This is a genomic window from Glutamicibacter sp. X7 (assembly GCF_054889245.1).
This window is the reverse complement of the sequence record NZ_CM142678.1, coordinates 3,502,688-3,524,692: the sequence shown is the minus strand read 5'-3', so window position 1 is coordinate 3,524,692 and position 22,005 is coordinate 3,502,688. Positions and strand designations below refer to the sequence as shown.

21 protein-coding genes are annotated in these 22,005 nt (G+C 62.3%); 17 read left to right on the top strand and 4 right to left on the bottom strand.

The genetic code is table 11. The annotated features are described in order from the left end of the window. Window positions 1–43 precede the first annotated feature (43 nt). A complete protein-coding gene (locus tag ACYU0X_RS16715) occupies window positions 44–1,405 on the top strand; it encodes an MFS transporter (RefSeq protein WP_418907887.1) in 1,362 nt (453 codons plus the stop codon). On the opposite strand, the gene ACYU0X_RS16710 is transcribed toward ACYU0X_RS16715, so the two are convergent. Beyond that, entirely contained in the window at window positions 1,402–1,740 is a 339-nt protein-coding gene (locus tag ACYU0X_RS16710; RefSeq protein ID WP_461901748.1) for a GNAT family N-acetyltransferase, read from the bottom strand. The genes ACYU0X_RS16715 and ACYU0X_RS16710 overlap by 4 nt on opposite strands. Further along, window positions 1,737–2,747, bottom strand: coding sequence for a pirin family protein (locus ACYU0X_RS16705; RefSeq protein ID WP_418907885.1), 1,011 nt, complete (start codon window positions 2,745–2,747; stop codon window positions 1,737–1,739). Before ACYU0X_RS16705 ends, ACYU0X_RS16710 begins: the two co-directional genes overlap by 4 nt. 102 nt (window positions 2,748–2,849) lie before the next feature. Between ACYU0X_RS16705 and ACYU0X_RS16700 the strand changes: the two genes are divergently transcribed. From ACYU0X_RS16700 to ACYU0X_RS16690, 3 genes are all read left to right on the top strand, one after another. Continuing rightward, window positions 2,850–3,323, top strand: coding sequence for a MarR family winged helix-turn-helix transcriptional regulator (locus ACYU0X_RS16700; RefSeq protein WP_418907884.1), 474 nt, complete (start codon window positions 2,850–2,852; stop codon window positions 3,321–3,323). 75 nt (window positions 3,324–3,398) lie between these two features. Then, a complete protein-coding gene (locus ACYU0X_RS16695) occupies window positions 3,399–3,638 on the top strand; it encodes a hypothetical protein (RefSeq protein WP_309410406.1) in 240 nt (79 codons plus the stop codon). A gap of 53 nt (window positions 3,639–3,691) precedes the next feature. Further along, window positions 3,692–4,141: an SRPBCC family protein gene (locus tag ACYU0X_RS16690; protein WP_418907883.1), complete on the top strand. Its 450-nt coding sequence runs from the start codon at window positions 3,692–3,694 to the stop codon at window positions 4,139–4,141. A 19-nt stretch (window positions 4,142–4,160) separates the two neighbouring features. On the opposite strand, the gene ACYU0X_RS16685 is transcribed toward ACYU0X_RS16690, so the two are convergent. Further along, window positions 4,161–4,931 carry an SDR family oxidoreductase gene (locus tag ACYU0X_RS16685; protein ID WP_418907882.1) on the bottom strand — a complete coding sequence of 257 codons (771 nt, stop codon included), beginning with the start codon at window positions 4,929–4,931 and terminating at the stop codon, window positions 4,161–4,163. A gap of 209 nt (window positions 4,932–5,140) precedes the next feature. Here ACYU0X_RS16685 and aceE point away from each other — a divergent pair, with 209 nt between their 5' ends. The 3 genes from aceE (at window position 5,141) to ACYU0X_RS16670 (ending at window position 10,485) form a co-directional block, all read left to right on the top strand. Further along, a complete protein-coding gene (gene aceE / locus ACYU0X_RS16680; protein ID WP_461901747.1) occupies window positions 5,141–7,939 on the top strand; it encodes a pyruvate dehydrogenase (acetyl-transferring), homodimeric type in 2,799 nt (932 codons plus the stop codon). A gap of 272 nt (window positions 7,940–8,211) precedes the next feature. After that, window positions 8,212–9,339: an alanine dehydrogenase gene (gene ald, locus ACYU0X_RS16675; RefSeq protein ID WP_418907880.1), complete on the top strand. Its 1,128-nt coding sequence runs from the start codon at window positions 8,212–8,214 to the stop codon at window positions 9,337–9,339. A gap of 147 nt (window positions 9,340–9,486) precedes the next feature. Continuing rightward, window positions 9,487–10,485, top strand: a complete 999-nt coding sequence (locus ACYU0X_RS16670; protein ID WP_418907879.1) for an AEC family transporter — start codon at window positions 9,487–9,489, stop codon at window positions 10,483–10,485. Between the two features lie 110 nt (window positions 10,486–10,595). On the opposite strand, the gene ACYU0X_RS16665 is transcribed toward ACYU0X_RS16670, so the two are convergent. Next, complete coding sequence (locus tag ACYU0X_RS16665) at window positions 10,596–10,784, bottom strand: hypothetical protein (RefSeq protein WP_418907878.1); 189 nt, start codon at window positions 10,782–10,784, stop codon at window positions 10,596–10,598. A 318-nt stretch (window positions 10,785–11,102) separates the two neighbouring features. Between ACYU0X_RS16665 and uraD the strand changes: the two genes are divergently transcribed. The 10 genes from uraD to galE all read left to right on the top strand — a co-directional run bounded on the left by uraD (window position 11,103) and on the right by galE (window position 21,999). Further along, window positions 11,103–11,597 carry a 2-oxo-4-hydroxy-4-carboxy-5-ureidoimidazoline decarboxylase gene (gene uraD, locus ACYU0X_RS16660; protein ID WP_418907877.1) on the top strand — a complete coding sequence of 165 codons (495 nt, stop codon included), beginning with the start codon at window positions 11,103–11,105 and terminating at the stop codon, window positions 11,595–11,597. 54 nt (window positions 11,598–11,651) lie between these two features. Beyond that, entirely contained in the window at window positions 11,652–12,005 is a 354-nt protein-coding gene (uraH, locus tag ACYU0X_RS16655) for a hydroxyisourate hydrolase (protein ID WP_309410060.1), read from the top strand. Window positions 12,006–12,009: 4 nt separating this feature from the next. After that, a complete protein-coding gene (pucL, locus tag ACYU0X_RS16650) occupies window positions 12,010–12,933 on the top strand; it encodes a factor-independent urate hydroxylase (protein WP_418907876.1) in 924 nt (307 codons plus the stop codon). 78 nt (window positions 12,934–13,011) lie between these two features. Further along, on the top strand, window positions 13,012–14,553 hold the full coding sequence (locus ACYU0X_RS16645) for a nucleobase:cation symporter-2 family protein (protein ID WP_418907875.1): 1,542 nt from the start codon (window positions 13,012–13,014) through the stop codon (window positions 14,551–14,553). A gap of 199 nt (window positions 14,554–14,752) precedes the next feature. Then, window positions 14,753–15,919 carry a multiple monosaccharide ABC transporter substrate-binding protein gene (gene chvE / locus ACYU0X_RS16640; RefSeq protein ID WP_418907874.1) on the top strand — a complete coding sequence of 389 codons (1,167 nt, stop codon included), beginning with the start codon at window positions 14,753–14,755 and terminating at the stop codon, window positions 15,917–15,919. A gap of 42 nt (window positions 15,920–15,961) precedes the next feature. After that, complete coding sequence (gene mmsA / locus ACYU0X_RS16635; protein ID WP_418907873.1) at window positions 15,962–17,500, top strand: multiple monosaccharide ABC transporter ATP-binding protein; 1,539 nt, start codon at window positions 15,962–15,964, stop codon at window positions 17,498–17,500. Next, on the top strand, window positions 17,497–18,678 hold the full coding sequence (gene mmsB / locus ACYU0X_RS16630; RefSeq protein WP_418907872.1) for a multiple monosaccharide ABC transporter permease: 1,182 nt from the start codon (window positions 17,497–17,499) through the stop codon (window positions 18,676–18,678). Before mmsA ends, mmsB begins: the two co-directional genes overlap by 4 nt. Before the next feature lie 50 nt (window positions 18,679–18,728). Next, window positions 18,729–19,847, top strand: coding sequence for a galactose-1-phosphate uridylyltransferase (gene galT, locus ACYU0X_RS16625; RefSeq protein WP_418907871.1), 1,119 nt, complete (start codon window positions 18,729–18,731; stop codon window positions 19,845–19,847). After that, entirely contained in the window at window positions 19,844–21,040 is a 1,197-nt protein-coding gene (gene galK / locus ACYU0X_RS16620; protein WP_461901746.1) for a galactokinase, read from the top strand. The genes galT and galK overlap by 4 nt, the downstream gene beginning before the upstream one ends. After that, window positions 21,037–21,999 (top strand): UDP-glucose 4-epimerase GalE, encoded by a 963-nt coding sequence (gene galE, locus ACYU0X_RS16615; RefSeq protein WP_418907869.1) that lies wholly within the window; start codon window positions 21,037–21,039, stop codon window positions 21,997–21,999. Before galK ends, galE begins: the two co-directional genes overlap by 4 nt. The last annotated feature ends 6 nt before the right edge of the window (window positions 22,000–22,005 follow it).

The following is a 22,005-nucleotide window of genomic DNA, read 5'->3' as shown; positions in this document are numbered from 1 at the left end:
CAGTCCTGCTGGCTTCTGGCCCAGACAGTGAAAGAATAGCTTTATGCATTCAACCGGTCCGTCCGAACGGATCCATCCCCGACCGACGACGGTCTTCAGTCCTAAGTATCTGGGCACCACTCTGGGCATGTTCGTGCTGGTGTTCATGGTGGCATTTGAGGTCATGGCGGTAACCACCGCCATGCCAGTCATCAGCGAAGCGCTACAGGGGCGCGAGCTCTACGCGCTGGCCTTCTCCGCGCCGCTAGCCAGCGGCATGGTCGGTATGGTGGCCGCCGGTGAACTGGCCGACCGGCGCGGGCCTAAGCTCCCGCTCTTCGCCTCGGTGTTGATCTTCGTCATCGGCCTACTGATCTGTGGCGTAGCAGTGAGTATGCCAATGCTCGTTATCGGCCGACTGATTCAAGGTGTGGGCGGTGGAGCCATTACGGTGGGCATCTACGTGCTGATCGCCCGCCTCTATCCGGGGCATTTGCACCCGAAAATCTTCGCGCTCTTTGCCGCCGCCTGGGTTCTCCCGGCGCTCATCGGTCCCTGGATTGCCGGGCTTGTGGCCACCTTTATCGGCTGGCGATGGGTGTTCCTGGGAGTCTTGCTGCTCGTGGTGTTTGCGTTTTCGGCCGTCGTTCCCGCCCTGCGCTCGCTGCAACCCGAACACAACGCCGAGCTGGGACCAGTCTCGGTCCGCCGACTGCTACTGGCCGCCGCTACCGCGGTCAGCGTGCTGGCGATGAGCCTCTTGGGACGCTTACCGGGTATCGGCCCGATCTGTGTGGTGGTGGCCTTGGCGGCGGCCCTGCTGGCCCTGAAGCCGTTGCTACCGGCCGGAACCCTGCGGGCGGCCCGCGGACTGCCGGCTACGGTGCTCTCCCGAGGGTTGGTGGCCGCGGCCTTCTTCGGTACCGAGGTGTACCTGCCTTATATGTTGCGTGAGGATTACGCGCTACGCCCGGATCTCGCCGGGTTGGTACTTACCGCCTCGGCGCTGTCCTGGTCGGTGGGCTCCTGGCTCCAGGGGCGTACGGGAGAGCGTTTTAGCAACGCCGCATTCATCACCGTCGGATCGCTGGCCGCCACCGCGGCGATCGGCACCGCACTGGCCACCGCCACCTGGCATTTGCCGGTACCGATCTTGGTGGCGGGATGGGCCCTCGGCGGCTTCGGTATGGGGTTGATTTATCCGCGTCAGAACGTGAATATGCTCGGCCTCTCGGCCAAGGACCAGCAAGGCTTCAATTCCTCGGCGATGACGCTGGCCGATTCCCTGGGCTCTGCCAGTGCCACCGCCGTGGCCGGGGTGGTGTTCGTGCTTGCCGGTGCCGCGCCATTTGCCGCCGTGTTTGCGCTGACCTTCGTGGTGGCGCTGGCTATGGTTCTCGTCGCTGGGCGTACCGCGGCGCGCTAATCCTTGGGCAGTGCCGCCAGATGCCGCGCGGCGACCTTTACTAGGTGCGCGTCGAAATCATGGTGCTTGGCAACGTAGGCCTTGATATAGGGGCAGACGGCCACGATCTGAGCGCCCTGGGCGACCGTGTCCGTGAGCGCGTAGTTTGCTAACTTCCCGGCGAGTCCCTGCCCTCCGTAGGCCTCGTCCACCACGGTGTGGAAGAAGATACGATCGGTGCCCTCGTCCGTACTGCCCGGCACTTCGCGGTAGTGGGCCGCTCCAATCTGCGTGCCCGCGTCTTCGAGGACATAACGCTGCTTCTCGGGCAGGTGCCGGATGCTGATCTCGTTCATCTCTGATCTCCTGGATTGGGGCGTGGTCGTAGGCGCACCGTGGGTAGCTCCGGGGCCGGTAACGGGGCTGGCGTATCGGGCGGAAAAGGACCGAATTGTTCGCCCTGCACCATACCTGGTTCGGCGCCGATCTCGGCTTGCCACTGGGCACGGTACGCGATGACTTCTTCGTGGGTTCGCCCCACGAAGTTCCACCACATGAGGATTTGTTCGTTAAGCGGCTCCCCGCCGATGAGCAACGCGCGCACCGGCTCCGCGCCGGCGCGCAGGTGCAAGGAGCTGGCGCCGGCCGGAATGAATCCCAGCTCGCGGTGTGCGAGCTGCTGGCCCTGTACCTGTGGGGTTCCGGCATCGACCAGAACACCGTGTTCGTGGTGGGCCGGCACGTCGATATTCAGCTCCGCATGCGGTTCCAGCCACAATTCGGCACCGCTGACTTCGGTGTGTGTTTGCACCGGCGAGGTGCTGCTGTGCCCTTGAGTGCCGAGCGTCCCGAGGAAGACGCGCAGGCTGTACCCGGGGCCGTGCAGCGGCTCGGGACGGTAGTTCTCGAAGGTCGGTGGCATAAAGCGGGTTCGATCGGGCAATGCTATCCACAGTTGTGCCCCGTGCAGTACTGTGGTGTCCTCGCTGAGAAACTCGGAGTGGCTGATGCCCTGTCCGGCGGTCATCAGGTTGACCTCGCCGGGGCGTACGGTGGCGCTAAAGCCCGCCGAATCAAGATGTTCGATGGCGCCGGTGAACAGCCAGGACACGGTCTGCAATCCGGTGTGAGGGTGGCGCGGTACGCGCATGCCGCCGGTGCGGGCGACGTCGTCGGGGCCGTAGTGGTCCAGGAAGCACCAGGCGCCGATCAGACTGCGTTGCTTTTGCGGCAGGGTGCGGAAGACCGTCATGGCCCGCGGTCCGCCGAGCGGTACCGGCCGTGGTTCGAGGATCTGAAGCTCATCGAGGCAGGGGAGGGTTCTGCAGTCCTGTTCGGCAGGCACCTGTTCAAGGTTGCTCATAGGGCCAGCCTAGGCGTGTGTCCTCGAGCTGACCAGCGCCCGAATCATCTGGACGTGCGAGGATGTGAAGTGGCAGTAGTGAGACGGGAAAGAGAGGCATCGATGACCAATCCGGAAGAGCAACAGCTGGGCGATGACGAATTACTCAGGCTTGAACAACAGGTGTGCTTTGCCGCGGCGGTGGCGGCACGCACCATCATTGCCTCCTATAAGCCGGTGCTCGACCCGCTGGGGTTGACCCACCCGCAGTATTTGGTGATGTTGGCGCTGTGGGAGTTCGGTCCGATCGGAGCCCGCGAATTAGCCGAACGGTTGCATCTGGATCCGGGGACGCTCTCGCCGCTGGTTAAACGCCTCGAAGCCGCGGGGCTGCTGGAGCGAAACCGTAATCCGCGCGATGAGCGAGCCATTGTCATTTCGCTGACCGAGCAAGGCACTGCCTTGCGGACTCAAGCTCTGAACGTGCCGCGCGAAATGATGCGGCGCTTGGACCTCGATGAGGCCGAGGTGGTGCAGTTGCGCACCACCTTGCAAAAGGCCACCCGTCACGCGCTGAGCGCCACCGATCAAAATTAGTTGGTGCACCAACTATTGGCCTACACTGGAAGTGTGCGGCGCATGCCGCACGCACCGCTGACCAGAGGAGTGGCCATGAGTGACGCACCGTTGCCCATCGTTCGAGATACCACGGGACTCAGTCGTGGGTACCGCGTACTGTGGCGGCTGAAATATCTGGGACTGTCCATCTTTGGCCCCGCCGAGCGCACCATCGAGACCAGCCCGCGTGAGCGCGTGAAATGGGAGCGTGCCGTACGCGTGCTGCGGGCCCACCAGGCCGCCGGCACCACGCCCGATGCCGAGACCATCCAGGCTGCCGCGCGCTTGAGCTAGCGCTCGCGTCGGCCCTGGCGAGGGACCGGGCGCCGACGCGATATTCTCTAGATATGCAGGATATGACCGAGCTGATCGTCACCCGCCAACTCAAAGCTCCCCGCTCCGCGGTGTGGGCGGCCTTCCGTGAACCGGAAATCATCGCCGAATGGTGGGGTCCGGCCGGATGGTCGGTACGCGAGGGATCGATCGTACTCGAACCCAAGGTCGGGGGACGACATGAACTGGACCTGCACCCGCAGCAAGACCCGTCGCACCACGTGCCGTTGCGCGCGGTCATCACCGAATACGAAGAGTATGAGCTCTTCGCCAGTGCCGACGGTCCTCATGAGATGACCTTGGACCTGGTGATCAACACCCGCGTGACCCTCAAGGAATTCGGCGGCCTCACGCATCTGACGCTGACCCAATGGCCGCTACCCAATGAGGTGCTTGCGGCCAGCACGGCGGCCTGGAACTCCGCGCTCGATAAGCTCGAGACCCTGCTCGCCGAATACTTCTAGGTCGCGACGTCGGCGTGGGCTAGCCTCGGCCGATGAAGGGCATGCCCGCGGCCGTAATGGTCAGCTGGTTAATCGAAGCACTTAGCGGGGCATTGGCGATGTAGGCCACGGCCTGCGCGGCATGCTCCAAGGGGAATGAGGGCTCAACCTTGCGCGAGCCGTCGGCCTGCAAGGCGCCGGCCTGGGTGCCGATGCCCTGCAAGAGCTCGCTGGCGGTGTTGCCGATATCGATCTGTGACGCGCAGATATTCCATGCTCGCCCATCGAGCTCAATGGACTTGGTCAGGCCCGTGATTGCATGTTTGGTCACCGCGTAGGAGACCGAATTGGGGCGCGGCACCTGCGCGGAAATCGAGCCATTGTTGATGATGCGACCACCGTGCGCCTTCATGCGGTTGAAAGCTTCGCGAGCACAGTTAATTGCCCCGGTGAGATTGATGGCGCAGACCCTGTCCCATTCCTCCGGTTCGAGGTCGCCGACGTTGACCGCAGCGCCGAAGATCCCAGCGTTGTTGAAGAGCGCATCGACGGTACCAAAGCGCTGGACGGTGGCATCGAATGCTGCGCGTACCTGAGCGACATCGGCCACGTCGGCGGTGATCACGAGGGCATTGTCGGCCCCCGCGGCGGTCTCGTGCAGGGTTTGTTCGGTGCGTCCGAGCAGTCCGACATTCCAACCCTGAGCGAGGAGCAGTTGGGCCGCGGCGCGGCCGATTCCGGAGCCCGCTCCGGTGACGATGATGGTGCGCCGACGCTGCGGTGCCGAGTGTGACGTGATGGCGCTGGACATTACTCTCCTACTTTTACGCGTCGCTATTCCCCATTAATCCGGAGTTCACTAGCGGTGATGACTGGTTTCCCCGACTCTACCGGGTCTGTCCGGGGTTGTGAGTTGAGTTACTTAATCTTAGGATGCGAGAGAAAGTTTTCATACAGTGAAACGACCGTGTTGTCGTGGCGACCGCCAGAAGCGGTCAAAACTCCGAAGGAAAGCCCTGCATGACCATCATCGAGAATGAGCCGCAAACGGCTAGTGCATTGACCGCATCATCGGCGGATATCGACGAGCAAATCACCGGGATCCGTAGTGGTTTGACGTATCAGCTATCCGACCGAGACCCTGAAGAAACCCAGGAATGGATCGACTCGTTCGATCAACTCGTCGAGGCGCAGGGCACCGAACGGGCCCAATTCATCATCCGTTCCCTACTGCAACGCGCTGGCGCGAAATCCGTGGGCGTGCCGATGGTCACCACCACCGACTACGTCAACACGATCCCGGTCGATCAAGAACCCGAATTCCCCGGCGACGAAGCCATTGAACGCCGCTACCGGGCGTTCATGCGCTGGAACGCCGCGGTCATGGTGCACCGCGGACAACGTCCCGGGGTCGGGGTCGGCGGGCATATCTCCACCTACGCCGGTGCCGCGACCCTCTACGAGGTCGGATTCAACCACTTCTTCCGCGGCCAAGACCACCCCGGCGGCGGGGACCAGATCTTCTTCCAAGGCCACGCTTCGCCGGGCATGTATGCCCGCGCCTACCTCGAAGGCCGTCTGACCGAGCAGGACCTGGACGGGTTCCGCCAAGAAAAGTCCAAGGAAGGGCACGCGCTGCCCTCCTACCCGCACCCACGGAATATGCCCGCGTTCTGGCAGTTCCCGACCGTGTCGATGGGCATCGGCCCGGCGAACGCGATCTACCAGGCCCAACTGAACCGGTACCTGCACAACCGCGGCATTAAAGACACCAGCGACCAGCAGGTGTGGGCGTTCCTCGGGGACGGGGAAATGGATGAGCCCGAGTCGCGTGGCTTCTTGCAGCTGGCCGCGAATGAGAAGCTCGATAACCTGAACTTCGTGATCAACTGCAACCTGCAGCGCCTGGACGGTCCGGTACGTGGTAACGGGAAGATCATGCAGGAACTTGAAGCGTTCTTCCGCGGCGCGGGCTGGAACGTGATCAAGGTCGTGTGGGGTCGTGAATGGGACACCCTGCTGGATAAGGACCCGGCCGGGGCCCTGGTCGATGTGATGAACCAGACCCCCGATGGGGACTACCAGACCTACAAGGCCGAGTCCGGGGCGTTTATCCGCGAGCACTTCTTCGGGCAGCGCCCCGAAACGAAGGAACTGGTCGCGGACCTTTCCGATGATGAGATCTGGCAGCTCAAGCGTGGCGGGCATGACTACCACAAGGTCTACGCCGCCTATAAGGCCGCGACCGAGTTCAAGGGCAAACCCACCGTCATCCTGGCCAAAACGGTCAAGGGGTACGGGCTGGGCCCGCACTTCGAGGCCCGCAACGCGACCCACCAGATGAAAAAGCTCACCCTGGAAGACTTGAAGGGGTTCCGTGACCACCTGCGGATCCCGATCAGCGACGCGCAGCTTGAAGCCGACCCGTACCTGCCGCCGTACTACCACCCCGGGGTGGACTCCGCAGAGTATAAGTACCTGATGGAACGCCGTGCCGCCCTGGGCGGGGCGGTCCCCTCCCGTCGTTCGGAAACCCCTACCCCGGTGACCTTGCCCGGGGAGAAGTCCTACGCGATCGCCAAACGCGGGTCCGGGAAGCAGCAGGCGGCCACGACCATGGCCTTTGTCCGGTTGCTCAAGGATCTGATGCGCGATAAGGACTTCGGGCACCGGATCGTGCCGATCGTGCCCGATGAGTCCCGCACCTTTGGGATGGACTCGTTCTTCCCGACCGCGAAGATCTATAACCCGGCCGGGCAGAACTACCTTTCGGTGGACCGTGACCTGGTGCTGGCGTATAAGGAATCCCCGGCCGGTCAGTTGATCCACCCGGGCATTAACGAGGCCGGCGCGGTCGCCGCGTTCACCGCCGCGGGCACCAGCTACTCCACCCATGGGGAAGCGTTGATCCCGATCTACGTGTTCTACTCCATGTTCGGCTTCCAACGCACCGGCGACCAGTTCTGGGCGGCGGCGGATCAGATGACCCGCGGGTTCATCATCGGCGCGACCGCCGGACGCACCACCCTCACCGGTGAAGGACTGCAGCACGCCGACGGGCATTCACCGTTGCTGGCGGCGACCAACCCTGCGGTGGTCACCTACGACCCGGCCTACGGGTACGAGATCGGGCATATCATGCGTTCCGGGCTGGAGCGCATGTATGGTGGGGGGCACCCGGATCCGAACGTGATGTATTACCTCACGGTCTATAACGAGCCGATCACCCAGCCGGCCGAACCAGAAAATCTGGACGTCGAGGGGCTGATCAAGGGCATCTACCTGTTGAAGGAAGCCGCCGTGGACGGGCCCCGCGCCCAACTGCTCGCTTCGGGTGTGGCGGTGCCGTGGGCGTTAGAAGCCCAGGCGATCCTGGCCGAGCAGTGGGGTGTGTCCGCTGATGTGTGGTCGGTGACTTCCTGGAACGAGCTGGCCCGGGATGGGCAGGCCGCCGATGAGGCGTACCTGTGTGATCCTGCCGGCGGGCGGGTGACCCCGTTTGTGACCGGGAAACTCTCGCAGGCGACCGGGCCGGTGATCGCGACCAGTGATTACATGCGCGCGGTGCCTGAGCAGATCCGCCCGTACGTGCCCGGTGAGTTCTACACGTTGGGTGCTGATGGGTTCGGGTTCTCCGATACGCGGGCCGCGGCGCGCCGGTTCTTTAAGATCGATGCGCATACCGTGGTGGTCCAGGCGCTGGCCGCGTTGGCCGAGCGTGGGGAGATTGATGAGGCGAAGGTCGCCGAGGCGCATGCGGCGTACCGGTTGAATGACCCGACCGCGGGTACGAGTGGGAACGCCGGCGGCGACGCCTAACCCACGTCACTAGCTCACGACCCCGTGGCGCCGCTTTGGGTGCCACGGGGTCGCGGGTCGTTAACCCCGAAGATCCAACGGCGATCTCGCCCGCCGAAGCGTCACCCGATGAAATAAAAAACAGATTATCTTGATACTGCCGTAGATATTTCGGCAGTCCTCTGAAAATCTCGTCGAAAACCCTACTCTGGTGAACACAAGTTATGGCGGTCACCGCTCGAATTTCCGTTCGTTCACACCGCCCGAGACGTCTCACGAGAGGAGCGGTTGCCATGATCATTGGTGTCCCGAAGGAAATCAAGAACAACGAATTTCGCGTCGCCATAACCCCCGCCGGGGTATCCGAGTTTGTCGCTCGGGGCCACGAAGTGATCATCGAAACCGGCGCCGGGGTCGGTTCGGGCAACGCCGATGAGGCCTATGTTGCCGCCGGGGCGCGGATTGCGCCGGATGCCGATGCAACCTGGGCTGAAGCCGAGATGATCTTGAAGGTCAAGGAACCGATCGCCGCGGAATACCACCGCATGCGTGCTGGGCAATTGCTGTTTACCTACCTCCATCTAGCCGCTTCGCGCGAATGCACCGACGCACTGCTCGCCGCAGGGTCAACCGCCATTGCCTATGAGACCGTCACTTCCGGACGTTCCCTGCCGCTGCTGGCACCGATGTCTGAGGTTGCCGGTCGCTTGGCGGCTCAAATCGGGGCCGTGCAGCTACAGCAGCCTAACGGTGGTGCCGGAGTGCTGATGGGTGGTGTGCCAGGCACGCGTCCGGCCAAGGTTGTAGTAATCGGTGGTGGCGTGGCGGGTACGCACGCGGCAACCATCGCACTTGGCATGGGCGCCGACGTGACCATCATTGATATTAGTCTCCCGCGCCTGCGCGAGATCGACCTGGCCTTCAACGGACGGATCAAGACCCTGGCCTCGCAGCGCCTGACCATCGCCGCCGAAGTAGCCGAAGCGGATCTCGTGATCGGTTCCGTGCTGATTCCGGGCGCCGCCGCACCAAAGCTGGTAACCAAGGATATGGTCGCCCACATGCGCCCGGGTTCCGTGCTGGTCGATATCGCGATCGACCAGGGTGGCTGCTTCGAAGGGTCGCGCCCAACCACTCACGCCGAGCCGACCTTCAAGGTCCATGACGCCGTGTACTACTGCGTGGCCAATATGCCTGGTGCCGTGCCGCAGACTTCCACCGCGGCGCTGACCAACGCCACGCTGCCTTACGCTCTGCGCATTGCGGATAAGGGATGGATGCAGGCGTTGCGTGAAGATGCCGGCCTTGCCAACGGGCTGAACGTCCACGAAGGCCAGGTGACCTTCAAGTCCGTGGCCGATGAGTTCGAGCTGCCCTATGTCTCAACAGCCGAGGTCTTGGGCTCCGCCGCCGCGGTCTAAGCAAATCTTCGGTACGGTACAGGCCGTCGGACGCATCGTTTTCGATGCGTCCGACGGCCTGTACGTTCGTTAACGGCCTTCATGAAGATACAGGTCAACAACGCATGCGCCTAGAGTTGACGGGGTGGCTATGCGCGAGGAGCGGTGATGTTTGGCGACGTACTTTTCGGTATCCTCCCGCTGTTCTTAATCATGATCGTGGGCTACGCCGCGAGCCACGCTTTGCGCTTTGCCGATAACGTCGAGCCGGCGCTGAATACCTTTGTGTTCTACATTGCCTTGCCAGCGCTGCTTTTCACGGTGGTGGCCGATGCTGATCCGCAGTCCGGGGTGCCGCTGGAGTTCTTACTTGTCACCACCGCGGCCACCACGGTTTTTGCGGGGCTGGTTGGGCTGTTGACCCGCTATGTGTTGCGACGGTCTCTCGCGCAGTCGCTGGCCATGAGTCTGAGTACCGGATTTGGCAATGTGTCCTATCTGGGGATTCCGGTGGTTCTGGGCGTGCTGGGCAGCAGTGCGGGGCTCGCGGCTGGCATGGGGCAATTGGTGCATAACGTGTTGTTCATGGTCGGGTTTCCCGTACTGGCCCAACTCGTGTTGCCGACGCGACGAGGAGATCAGCGGCGACGCAGTGCGCGCACCGTGGCGATGACGGTGCGCAACGCGTTGCTACGCAATCCGGTGACCTGGGCGATGCTGGCCGGAGGGGCCGTGCTCTACTTCGGTTGGTCATTGCCCGACCCGGTAGAGCGGGCCGCTCAGATGTTGGCGGCTGTAGCCGCGCCCGGGGCGCTTTTTACCATTGGGCTATCGCTACGGCGTACGGTGCGCCGTATCCGGGGGCGCGCAGCAGACCAGCGGAGCGCGGCGCGGATGTCGTTACCGGCAATGGTGTTGATGGTGCTGGGTAAGTTATTGCTCTTACCGGCGCTGACCGTAGTTAGCCTGGTGTGGTTGGCTCCCGACTTGGATCCGCTCTGGTTCAATACTGCGGTCTTGATGGCTGCGATGCCGGTGTCGGCTACGGCTTACATTATGGCGGCGAGTGAAACCGGCGATGGCGAACCAACTGCGGTGGGGATCGTGCTCACCTGCGCCTTGGCGGTCTTGACGCTACCGACCTTGGCTCAACTTTTCTTGCGCTGATCGTGGCCTGAAAGCCCTTGCACCTGCGCTTAAAAGAACGCAGAGCCCATTCTCGACGCCTCAGGAGAATGGGCTCTGCGTGGTCTACAGGACCGGCGGTGGCCGGTGGCTTAGCGCTTCTTGCCGAAGAAGCGGTCCCAGATGGTGGGAGCAGCGGGGGAGATGCGCACCCGGTTGCTGATGTCCGGATCCAGGTTGGGGATCGGAGCAAACAGTCCCGTGCGCAGTGCGTCGGTGGCCGCGTGGACCAGGGATTCATCCTGTGTGCAGTGCGTTTCGGCCGAATTGATGGCGGTCATGGCGACCCTCCTTTGAGTCTAGTTTATTCCGTATTACGGAAGTTAGTTTCTATGTTGTGAAATCATTATGGCCAGACTTTAGCTCGACGCGCAAGTGGTGTGTGTCATATTCTTTCGCTAAGCAAGATTTCCACCTAGAAAAAATCTGATTTTATGCAATGTGAGGGATTCCACTTGACTCACTGGGTGTGATTGGGCTTACAGTAGTGGAACGAAGTTTCCACGATCCAGAAACATCTAGTCGAAGCCGACGAGCCAGTCGGTGGTAAGGGTGTCAGCGAGCGGATCGAGCAGAGCAGGACGAAAGAGCTGATACCGATGGATTTAGAATCCTTCAACACCCTAAGCGACTCCGAGGCCGTGGCGATCTTGCGCCCATGCATCGATATTGACCGGTGGGTTAACGAGGTGCTTTCGGCCCGCCCCTTCGACTCCGTCGATGAACTTCAGCGCACCGCCGAGCGCAGCGCCAATCCCTTCACCGAAGAAGAGGTTAACGCCGCTCTGGCCCATCACCCGAGAATTGGCGAACGAGCCGAGGGTGAATCTAAGGAAGCGAACCTTTCGCGTGGCGAACAGTCCGGGCTCTCCTTGGACGATGAAGCCAAGGCCCGCCTGGTAGAAGCCAACCGTGAGTACGAGCAGCGCTTCAACCGCGTCTTTCTGATCCGCGCAGCGGGTCGCACCACCGAAGAGATCCTGGCCGAATGCCAGCGTCGCATCGGCAATGATGACGCCACCGAAATGCGCGAGGTCGCCGAACAGCTTCGAGCCATTGCACTTTTGCGTCTCTCGAATGCGATTAACAACTAGGCGCTCGACGCCAGACTTTCCCCGAATATAAACCCCTTACCCAAGGAGTTATCAATGGCAGATGTAACTGAGCGCAGCCACATCACCACCCATGTACTCGACACCGGGACCGGGAGGCCTGCCTCCGGTGTCAAGGCCACGCTGGAAGCCAAGACGGCATCCGGCTGGCAAGAAATTGGAACCGGCGAAACCGATGCGGATGGCCGCATCAAGAACCTGGGGCCGACACAGGTTGAAGTAGGACATTACCGGGTTTCCTTCGAGACCGGCGACTACTTCGGGAAGCAGGGAACGGAAAGCTTCTTCCCCGCGGTAAGCATCGACTTCTACGTCAATAGCGTCGATGAGCACTACCACGTACCTCTTCTTATCAGCCCGTTTGCATATTCCACGTACCGAGGAAGTTAGAACCATGACTACCGAAACCACCGCTCCCGCCGCCACCAAGATCGTTCTGGGCGAGAACCAGTACGGCAAGGCCGAAGTTCGCCTGGTCAAGATCACCCGCGACACCGCCCGCCACGAGATCGAAGACCTGAACGTCACCAGCCAGCTCCACGGCGACTTCACCAAGGCGCACTACGAGGGTGACAACGGTCTGGTCGTCCCGACCGACACCCAGAAGAACACCGTCTACGGCCTAGCCCGTGACGGCGTGCGCAGCCCGGAAGAGTTCCTGCTGAAGTTGGGCAACCACTTCACCAGCGAGTTCGAGTGGATCACCGGAGGCCGCTGGGCAGCCCAGCAGTACTTCTGGGACCGCATCAACGACCACGATCACGCCTTCTCGAAGAACAAGAGCGAGGTACGCACCGCCGTTCTGGAGATCGCCGAAGACGGTTCGAAGAGCATCGTCGCCGGCCTTGAGGACCTGACCGTCCTGAAGTCCACCGGTTCGGAGTTCCACGGTTTCCCGCGTGACAAGTACACCACGCTGAAGGAAACCACCGACCGCATTTTGGCCACCGACGTGACCGCTCGCTGGCGTTACTCGAACGAGGCTATCGAAGCCGGCATCGACTTCAACGCCGTCTACGCCTCGGTGCGTGAGCAGTTGCTGACCTTGTTCGCCAACACTCACTCGCTGGCTCTGCAGCACACCATGTTCGAAATGGGCAAGGCTGCACTGGAGGCCAACCCGGAGATTTCCGAGATCAAGTTCTCGCTGCCGAACAACCACCACTTCCTGGTGGACCTTGAGGTCTTCGGCCAGGACAACCCGAACGAAGTGTTCTTCGCCGCAGACCGCCCATACGGTCTGATCGAAGCCACTGTCGAGCGCGAAGGTGCCGGCGCCAAGCATCCGATCTGGACCAACATCCCGGCATTCATCTAGCCCTTAATGCCTATCGGGGCGTGTCCGTGTAGCCGCACGGACACGCCCCTTGCAGCAAACTGACGAAGGAGGTCAGCCATGCGCGCTGCGAAAGTCGAATCTATCAAACCACAGCGTCCCGAAGACGAAAAGTTGCCGATTGGGAAGACAATTGCCTATGGCATGCAACACGTCTTAACCATGTACGGCGGCATCATTGCCCCGCCACTGATCATCGGCGGTGCCGCCGGGATGGACAGTGCTGATCTGGGCCTGTTGGTTGCCTGCTGCCTGTTTGTAGGTGGTCTGGCCACGATTCTGCAGACCATTGGCATTCCTTTCTTCGGGGCTCAGCTGCCCCTGGTGCAGGGAACCTCGTTCGCCTCCGTGGCCACCATGGTGGCCATCGTCAATGGCGGTGGCGGCATTCAAGCGGTCTTCGGTGCGGTACTTGCCGCCTCGGCGATTGGTTTCCTGATCACGCCGTTCTTTGCCCGTGTGATTAGGTTCTTCCCGCCGGTGGTCACCGGCGTGGTGATCACCATGATCGGTGTATCGCTCACCCCGGTAGCCGCGAACTGGGCCATGGGCGGAAACTCGAACACCGAGGACTACGGCTCTCTAGCCAACATCGGGCTCGCCGGCCTGACGCTGTTGATCGTCCTATTGCTCTCGAAGGTCGGCAACGCCGCAATTTCGCGCCTGTCGATTCTGCTGGCTATCGTCATCGGCACCGTAGTGGCAGCCGTAGTCGGCATGGCCGACTTCTCGAAGGTCGGCGAAGGCGCCATCTTCGCGGTTCCGCAGCCGCTGGCCTTCGGCATGCCGGTCTTTGAAATCGGCGGCATCATCTCGATGACCATCGTGGTGCTCGTTATTCTGACCGAAACCACCGCCGATATCCTCGCCGTGGGCGAGATCGCCGGCACCAAGGTGGACCGCAAGCGCATCGCCAACGGCCTGCGTGCCGATATGGCTTCCTCGATGGTCGCCCCGATCTTCAACACCTTCACCCAGTCCGCCTTCGCGCAGAACGTGGGCCTGGTAGCGATCACCGGCATTACCAGCCGTTTCGTGGTGGCCGCAGGTGGCGGTATCTTGCTGGTCCTTGGCTTGCTTCCGGTCCTCGGTCGTGTGGTGGCCGCCATTCCGATGCCAGTGCTCGGTGGCGCCGGTATCGTCCTGTTCGGCACGGTGGCCGCCTCCGGCATCCGCACGCTGTCCAAGGTGAAGTACGACGGTTTGAACCTCGCCATTGTGGCCGCGTCCATCTCCTTTGGCTGCCTGCCCATCGTGAAGCCGGATTTTTACCACAACTTCCCAACCTGGTTCGAGACCATCTTCCACTCGGGTATCTCCTCGGCCGCACTGATGGCCGTGCTGCTGAATCTGCTGTTCAACGAGATGCGCTTCGGCACCCCGAAGAAGGATGGTTCGGTCTTCTCGGCCGCCCCACCGCGTCTGGTACGCAAGGATGAGGTGTGCGGCCTGATCGACGGGGACCACTTCGAGGGTGGAAAGCTCATCGACAAGGATGGCTACGAAATCCCCGTGGTCACCCCGGAGGAGTTCGAAAAAATTGAAACGGGTGCGATCGAAATGCCTAAACCGAAGCTGGCCGATGTCGGCCACGGTCACTAGGTAAAAGACCACCTATAGCGCGCATGAGAAAGACCCGACCCCTGCAGGGGTCGGGTCTTCGTGCATTTATTGCCATTGCGAGGTCTCTGGGTGGGAAGCGAAGAATTTGCTCTGGGGGTGGCCCGCATCACTTGTTAGCGCTAACATTGTGTGAGTCTGGCTCCACCGCCCGACAACGAAGGACTAGCAGGAGGATTACATGGCACGGAAAACATGGGCTCGCCGCACGGTAGCTGCGCTCGGTTCGTTGGCGTTCATTACGGGTTTGGCCGCCTGCGGTGGCGGGGGAGCCGGGGCCGGTGCGGCCGGTGGTGGCGATGCGATGGAACCGGGCGACGTGCAAATAGGCGTGGCGATGCCCACCGAAACCTCGGAGCGTTGGATTGCCGATGGTGCCGCCGTGAAGTCCCAGCTTGAAGAGGCCGGCTACGAGGTCGACCTGCAGTTCGCCAACGACGATATCCCCACGCAACAGCAGCAGATCGACCAGATGATCACCAAGGGCGCCGATATTCTCGTCGTGGCCTCCATCGACGGCACCGCCCTCTCCACCCAACTTCAAGCGGCCGCCGATCAGAATATTCCGATCATCGCCTACGACCGGCTGATCAACGGCACCGAGAATGTCGACTTCTACGTCACCTTCGACAACTACAAGGTGGGCGTGCAACAGGCCACCTCGCTGTTGACCGGACTGGGACTGCTCGATGAACAGGGCGAACGCACCACGAAGAAAGGGCCGCTGAACATTGAGCTGTTCGCCGGCTCCGTGGACGACAACAACGCGCACTTCTTCTTCAAGGGTGCGATGGACACCCTCAAGCCCTACCTCGACGACGGCACCCTAGTGGTCGGCTCCGGGCAGACGACCATTGAGCAAACCGCCACCCTGCGCTGGTCTCAGGAAGAAGCGCAAAGCCGCATGGAGGACCTGATCACCGCCCATTACGGCGGCGGCAAGAAGAAGATCGACGGGATCCTCTCACCCTTCGATGGCATCTCGCGTGGCGTGATCACCGCACTGAGCAACGCCGGATACGGAGTCGATATCGACGCTGGACTGCCGATCATCACCGGACAGGATGCGGAAATCGCCTCCGTGAAACTCATCGACGACAAAGTGCAGTACTCCACGATCTTCAAGGACACCCGCAAGCTCGCCAGCCAGGCGGTCACCGCGGTCAAGGACTTCGCCGAAGGCCACGAACCGGAAGCCAATGACACCTCCAGCTATGACAACGGCGTGAAAACCGTCCCGTCCTACCTACTGGACTCGGACATCGTCACGGCCGAGAACATTTCTTCGCTGCTGGTCGACTCCGGTTACTACACGGCCGACGAAGTTGCCGCCGGGCAGAGCAAGTAACCGCCCACAGTAGGGCGCACGCGAGGAGAAGAACGAGCCCACATGGAGAACACCATCCTGCGCATGCAGGACATCATCAAAACCTTTCCCGGGGTTAAGGCTCTCGACGGCGTCAACCTCTCGGTTGCCGCCGGAGAGATCCACGCCATCTGTGGTGAGAACGGCGCCGGGAAATCCACGCTTATGAAGGTCCTCTCCGGGGTATACCCGCATGGGAGCTACTCCGGCAGCATCCACTTTGACGGTGTTGAGCTCAAGGCCAGCACCATCAAGGATTCCGAAGCGCTGGGGATCGTCATCATCCATCAAGAATTGGCGCTGGTGCCGCACCTGTCGGTGGCGGAAAACATCTTCCTTGGCAACGAAACCCAGCACGCCGGATTCATCGACTGGAACTCCACGAACCAGCGAGCCGCGGCTCTATTGGAACGCGTTGGTCTGGCCGAGCACCCTGCCACCCCGGTGGGACAACTCGGCGTGGGTAAGCAGCAGCTCGTGGAAATCGCCAAGGCGCTGAGCAAAAACGTCAAGCTGCTCATCCTCGACGAACCCACCGCCGCGTTGAATGACGCCGACTCCGAGCATCTCTTGGATCTTCTGCGCGATCTTCGGCGGCAGGGGATCACCAGCATCATCATCTCCCACAAGCTCGGAGAGATCGAGGAGATCGCCGACACCACGACCATCATTCGCGACGGGCAGAGCGTTGAAACTCTCGACATGTCCGACCCGCTCACCACGCAGGACCGCATTATTCGGGCCATGGTCGGGCGTGAGCTGTCGGTACGCTATCCGCCGCGCGAACCTGACATTGGCTCGGTGGTGTTCGAGGTGCGGGATTGGAGCGTGCGACACCCGACCCAGCCCGATCGGCTGGTGGTGGATGGGGCGGCGCTGGATGTGCGGGCCGGTGAGATTGTGGGCGTTGCCGGTCTCATGGGCGCTGGTCGTACCGAGCTGGCGATGAGCATTTTCGGACACAGCTATGGGCGGGATATCTCCGGCACCGTGCTGATGGATGGCCGGCCCGTGGATACTTCCAGCGTGCGCAAAGCCATCAAGGCTGGCATCGCCTATGTTTCGGAGGACCGGAAAAAATTCGGACTAAACCTCATCGAAGATATTCGCACCAACACCACCGCGGCCGGGCTGCAAAAGATCTCCACCGGCGGATTCGTCAACGGGCCCAAGGAGATCCAGATCGCCGAGTTCTACCGCCGCTCCATGCGGATCAAGGCCCCCTCGGTGCTGGCCAAAACCGGAAATCTCTCGGGCGGTAACCAGCAAAAGGTCGTACTGGGCAAATGGCTGCACACCGCCCCCGAACTACTGATCCTCGACGAACCAACCCGCGGCATCGACGTCGGAGCTAAATACGAGATCTACACGATCATCAACGAGCTCGCCGACGCAGGTAAGGCGGTGCTGGTGATCTCCTCCGAACTACCGGAGCTACTAGGGATCTGTGACCGCATTTACACACTCGCCTACGGCCGGATCACCGGCCAACTCCCGCGCGCCGAAGCCACCCAGGAACGCCTGATGGAGCTCATGACACTCGAGAAGGACAACACCCGATGACCATCGCTTCCGATGTGAAGGATATTTTCACCAAGAACCTGCGCACCAGCGGCATTTATATTGCCTTCGTGCTGATCGTCGTGCTGTTCACGGTGCTCACCAAGGGCCTGCTGCTCAGCCCCATCAACATCACCAACATTGTGTTGCAGTACTCCTATGTGCTCGTGCTCGCCTTGGGCATGATCATGGTGATCGTCGCCGGGCACATTGATCTCTCCGTCGGTTCCCTGGTGGCGCTGACCGGTGCGGTCTCCGCGGTGCTCGTCATTCAGGGCGGAGCCCCATGGTGGGTGGGTATGCTCGCCGGGATCGCGGTCGGCGCCCTGTGCGGAGTCTGGCAGGGCTTTTGGGTCGCCTATGTGGGCATTCCGGCCTTCATCGTGACCCTGGCCGGCATGCTGCTGTTTCGTGGGTTGACCTATGAGGTGCTCAATAACGTCTCCCTCTCGCCGTTCCCCGGCGAATACCAGCGAATCGCCGGCGGGTTCCTTAACGGACTGCTCGGAGGCTACGGCTATGACACCTTCACTCTCGTCATCGGCGTGATTGCGGTGGTCGGTTTGGTGGTTTCGGCCTGGCGCACCCGGCAGGGACAACTGAAATTCGGGCAGCACGTGGATTCGCTGGCGTTGTTCATCATCAAGTACGCGCTCGCCACCGCCGTGATTCTCTGGTTCTTCTGGCAGATCGCCATCAGCCGCGGCATGCCCATCGTGCTGATGATTCTCGGTGTGCTCATCATCGCCTATCACGTGTTGACCACGCGTACCGTTTTCGGCCGCCACGTCTACGCCATCGGCGGTAACCTGTCGGCCGCCCGGCTCTCCGGGGTGAACGTCAAGAAGATCAATTTCTGGATCTTCGTGAATATGGGCATGTTGGCCGGTATTGCCGGCGTGGTGTTCTCCTCCAGGTCCAACGGCGCCCAGCCGGGGGCGGGCAATATGTTCGAGCTTGATGCCATCGCCGCCTGTTTCATCGGTGGCGCCTCGACCACCGGCGGCGTGGGTCGGGTCACCGGAGCCATTGTCGGTGGTCTGGTAATGGCGGTGCTTTCAAATGGCATGCAGCTCATGGGTGTGGGTGCCTCGACGCAGCAACTGGTTAAGGGCATGGTGCTGCTCATCGCCGTGGCCTTCGACATTTACAACAAGCGGAGGGTTGGGGCAGCCAGCTAGAGGCTGCGTCCACGACACCGTTCTTCAACAATTGCTAGGGCAGAAAATCAATGTCACTCAGTACTTCCGGGTTAGCGGATTGCGGCAACCACGGCTGGCTCAGCCATCGGCTGGCCGATGGCCGCGAGGCGATCTTCTTCGCCGACGCTGGCCGCGAGCCGCCACAAGAGGTGCGAGACCAGCGGGCGCTGGACCCGCGTTCGGCGCCCGGGGAATTACGCCAGGATCCGTTGACCGGGGACTGGGTGGCCGTCGCCGCCCACCGCCAAGCGCGCACCTATCTGCCGCCGAAGGAAGAGTGCCCGCTCTGCCCGAGCGTGGCGGGGCGGCACAGCGAAATTCCCGCCGCCGATTTCGATGTGGTCTGCTTCGAGAACCGCTTCCCCTCGCTGGGGCCGACCCAAGACCACCTCGCGGACGCCGCCCACGGTCAAGCCCAGCCCGCCTACGGCCGTTGCGAGGTTGTGGTCTTCACTCCGGAGCACGCCGGGAGTTTCTCCCAACTGACTGATGCGCGGGCCCGCACCGTGGTTGAGGCGTGGGCACAACGCACCGCGGCCCTCTCGGCGCTACCCGGCATCCGCCAGGTTTTCCCATTCGAAAACCGCGGCCAAGACATTGGCGTGACCCTGCATCACCCGCATGGACAGATCTATGCCTACCCCTACATCACCCCCTACGCCCAGCGGCTGGCCGAGCGTTCGCGCCGGTACGCCGAGGACACCGGGGGCGCGCTTATGGGGCAACTACTCGCTAGGGAGCGGGAGAGTGGTGAACGAATGGTGTTCGAGGGCGAATACTTCTCCGCCTATGTACCCTTTGCGGCGCGCTGGCCACTGGAAACCCATCTGGTGCCGCATCGTCAGGTGCCGGATATCGCAGCATTGACCGGGGCCGAACGCGACGAATTGGCCGTGCTTTACCGCGACCTATTGCGCCGCTATGACGCACTGTATGCCAGCCCCACTCCCTATATCGCCGCGTGGCATCAGGCCCCGCTGACCGCAGTTGACCGCGCGACCGGCTGGTTGCATCTACAACTGACCAGTCCACGCCGTTCCGCCGACAAACTGAAGTTCTTGGCCGGATCCGAGGCGGCCATGGGCGCCTTCATCAACGACGTGAGTGCCGAACAGACCGCTGCGCGACTGCGTGAGGCCATGCCATGATCCGCCACGAGGACCACACCGTAGAGCAGCGCGCCCGGCGACTGCACGAGCGCTTCGAGGCACTTTACGGTCACCGTCCGGAGGGTGTCTGGCAGGCACCGGGCCGGGTGAACCTTATGGGGGAACATACCGACTACAACCTTGGGTACGTGTTGCCCTTTGCCATCGACCGGCAGACGCTGATCGCGGTGCGTCGCGTGGACCCCGACGCCGCGCATGCGGACGAGATTGCCCTGGCCTCCACCATGGGCGCCGGTGGTGGGGCTCCCGAGGTGACGCGGATGCGGCTAGCCGACCTTGCTCCGGGAACCCCGGCAGGCTGGGCTGCGTACCCGGCGGCGGTGAGCCATGTGCTCGCCGCGGAATATGCCGGACGGATACGCGGTTTTGAACTCCTCGTGGATTCCACGGTCCCGGTTGGTTCGGGGCTCTCCTCCTCGCATGCGCTCGAGGTAGCAACCATCGTGGCACTGAATGAGGTGTTCCACCTCGGGCTCGATGCGGAACGGATGGTGCGCCTGACGCAACGGGCGGAAAACGACTTTGTGGGGGCACCGACCGGGATCATGGACCAAAGCGCCTCGCTGCTCTCGCAGGCAGGCCACGCCCTGTTTTTGGACTGTCGCTCCTTTGCCTCGCGAGCGGTTCCGTTGCCACTAACCGAGCGGGGCCTAAAGGTGCTGGTCATTGACACACGGGTCGCCCACGCTCTGGTGGACGGTGGCTATGCACAACGCCGGGCCAGCTGCGAAGCGGCCGCCGCGCGGTTGGGGGTGAGCTCGTTGCGCGAGATCGACGAGGTGCACCTGCTTGATGCGCTGGAAGAGCCACTGCGTCGCAGGGCCCGCCACATTGTTTCCGAGAACGGCCGTGTTCTGCACACCGTGCAGGCCCTGGAACGTGGAGATCTGAACCTCGTCGGCCAACTGCTGACCGAATCACATGCTTCGATGCGCGATGACTATGAGATTTCCTGTCCCGAACTGGACCTAGCCGTGAGCGCTGCCCTCGAAGCCGGTGCCCTTGGGGCGCGCATGACGGGCGGCGGCTTTGGCGGGAGCGCCATTGCGCTGATCGACGAAACGGTGCGGCCGCAGGTGGAGAGCGCGATCCGTCAGGCCTTTGACCGGGCCGGGTACGCCGAGCCCGGCATCTTTGTGGTGGCCCCCGCGCAGGGGGCGGGGCGCGTATGAGTTGGCTGGTTACCGGCGGTGCCGGATATATCGGAGCCCACGTCATCAGGGCACTGGATGAGGCCGGCATGTCCCCGGTCGTCGTGGACAGCCTCAGTAGCGGTGTGCGCGGTTTCGTACCCGAGCACATTCCGCTGCTCGAGCTGAGCATCTTGCAGCGCGATGAGCTCGCGCACGCCATGCTCAGGTACCGGGTGCGCGGTGTGATTCACCTAGCCGGCTACAAGTACGCCGGGGAATCGGTGCGCTATCCGTTGCATACCTTCGAGCAGAATGTCACGGGCACCGCCACCCTATTGCAGGCCATGGCCGATGCAGGGGTGGAGCGCATTGTCTTTTCCTCCTCGGCCGCCGTCTATGGCACCCCGCGTGAGGAGCTCGTCACCGAGCGCACGCCCACCTATCCGCAGTCGCCCTATGGTCAAAGCAAGCTCGTGGCCGAATGGTTGATCCGCGACCAAGCGGTCGCCGCGGGGATTGCGCACACCTCGCTGCGCTACTTCAACGTGGTGGGTTCGGGGGACAAGCACCTCTACGACGCCAGCGCTCATAACTTGTTCCCGTTGATCTTCCGAGCGCTCGCCGCGGGGGAGCGACCGACCATTTTCGGCACCGACTACGACACCGCCGATGGCACCTGCGTGCGCGACTATGTGCACGTGGCGGATCTCGCGCTGGCGCATGTGGCGGCCGCGCGGCGGCTCGAACGCGGCGAACCCGTCGAGCCGGTTTATAACCTCGGATCGGGTCAGGGGGTTTCGGTTCGGGAGATTATGCAGGCGGTCGCCGAGGTGACCGGGCACCGGTTCGAGCCGCGCCTAGCCGAGCGTCGGCCGGGTGACCCGGCGCGAATTGTGGCCGACGGTAGTTTGGCGGCCCGCGATCTGGACTGGAGGATGCGCCACAGCCTAGGACAGATGGTCGCTAGTGCCTTTCGAGCTGCGCCTACATTGCGGTGAGAAAAC

Excerpts from the sequence above, each read along its gene's own strand:
- ald (WP_418907880.1), top strand. The coding sequence starts at position 8,212 with ATGATCATTGGTGTCCCGAAGGAAATCAAGAACAACGAATTTCGCGTC.
- uraH (WP_309410060.1), top strand. The coding sequence starts at position 11,652 with ATGGCAGATGTAACTGAGCGCAGCCACATCACCACCCATGTACTCGAC.
- ACYU0X_RS16695 (WP_309410406.1), top strand. The coding sequence starts at position 3,399 with ATGAGTGACGCACCGTTGCCCATCGTTCGAGATACCACGGGACTCAGT.
- galK (WP_461901746.1), top strand. The coding sequence starts at position 19,844 with ATGATCCGCCACGAGGACCACACCGTAGAGCAGCGCGCCCGGCGACTG.
- aceE (WP_461901747.1), top strand. The coding sequence starts at position 5,141 with ATGACCATCATCGAGAATGAGCCGCAAACGGCTAGTGCATTGACCGCA.
- galE (WP_418907869.1), top strand. The coding sequence starts at position 21,037 with ATGAGTTGGCTGGTTACCGGCGGTGCCGGATATATCGGAGCCCACGTC.
- ACYU0X_RS16670 (WP_418907879.1), top strand. The coding sequence starts at position 9,487 with ATGTTTGGCGACGTACTTTTCGGTATCCTCCCGCTGTTCTTAATCATG.
- mmsA (WP_418907873.1), top strand. The coding sequence starts at position 15,962 with ATGGAGAACACCATCCTGCGCATGCAGGACATCATCAAAACCTTTCCC.
- galT (WP_418907871.1), top strand. The coding sequence starts at position 18,729 with ATGTCACTCAGTACTTCCGGGTTAGCGGATTGCGGCAACCACGGCTGG.
- ACYU0X_RS16710 (WP_461901748.1), bottom strand. The coding sequence starts at position 1,740 with ATGAACGAGATCAGCATCCGGCACCTGCCCGAGAAGCAGCGTTATGTC.
- mmsB (WP_418907872.1), top strand. The coding sequence starts at position 17,497 with ATGACCATCGCTTCCGATGTGAAGGATATTTTCACCAAGAACCTGCGC.
- ACYU0X_RS16715 (WP_418907887.1), top strand. The coding sequence starts at position 44 with ATGCATTCAACCGGTCCGTCCGAACGGATCCATCCCCGACCGACGACG.
- ACYU0X_RS16665 (WP_418907878.1), bottom strand. The coding sequence starts at position 10,784 with ATGACCGCCATCAATTCGGCCGAAACGCACTGCACACAGGATGAATCC.
- ACYU0X_RS16700 (WP_418907884.1), top strand. The coding sequence starts at position 2,850 with ATGACCAATCCGGAAGAGCAACAGCTGGGCGATGACGAATTACTCAGG.
- ACYU0X_RS16645 (WP_418907875.1), top strand. The coding sequence starts at position 13,012 with ATGCGCGCTGCGAAAGTCGAATCTATCAAACCACAGCGTCCCGAAGAC.
- ACYU0X_RS16705 (WP_418907885.1), bottom strand. The coding sequence starts at position 2,747 with ATGAGCAACCTTGAACAGGTGCCTGCCGAACAGGACTGCAGAACCCTC.
- pucL (WP_418907876.1), top strand. The coding sequence starts at position 12,010 with ATGACTACCGAAACCACCGCTCCCGCCGCCACCAAGATCGTTCTGGGC.
- ACYU0X_RS16690 (WP_418907883.1), top strand. The coding sequence starts at position 3,692 with ATGCAGGATATGACCGAGCTGATCGTCACCCGCCAACTCAAAGCTCCC.
- uraD (WP_418907877.1), top strand. The coding sequence starts at position 11,103 with ATGGATTTAGAATCCTTCAACACCCTAAGCGACTCCGAGGCCGTGGCG.
- ACYU0X_RS16685 (WP_418907882.1), bottom strand. The coding sequence starts at position 4,931 with ATGTCCAGCGCCATCACGTCACACTCGGCACCGCAGCGTCGGCGCACC.
- chvE (WP_418907874.1), top strand. The coding sequence starts at position 14,753 with ATGGCACGGAAAACATGGGCTCGCCGCACGGTAGCTGCGCTCGGTTCG.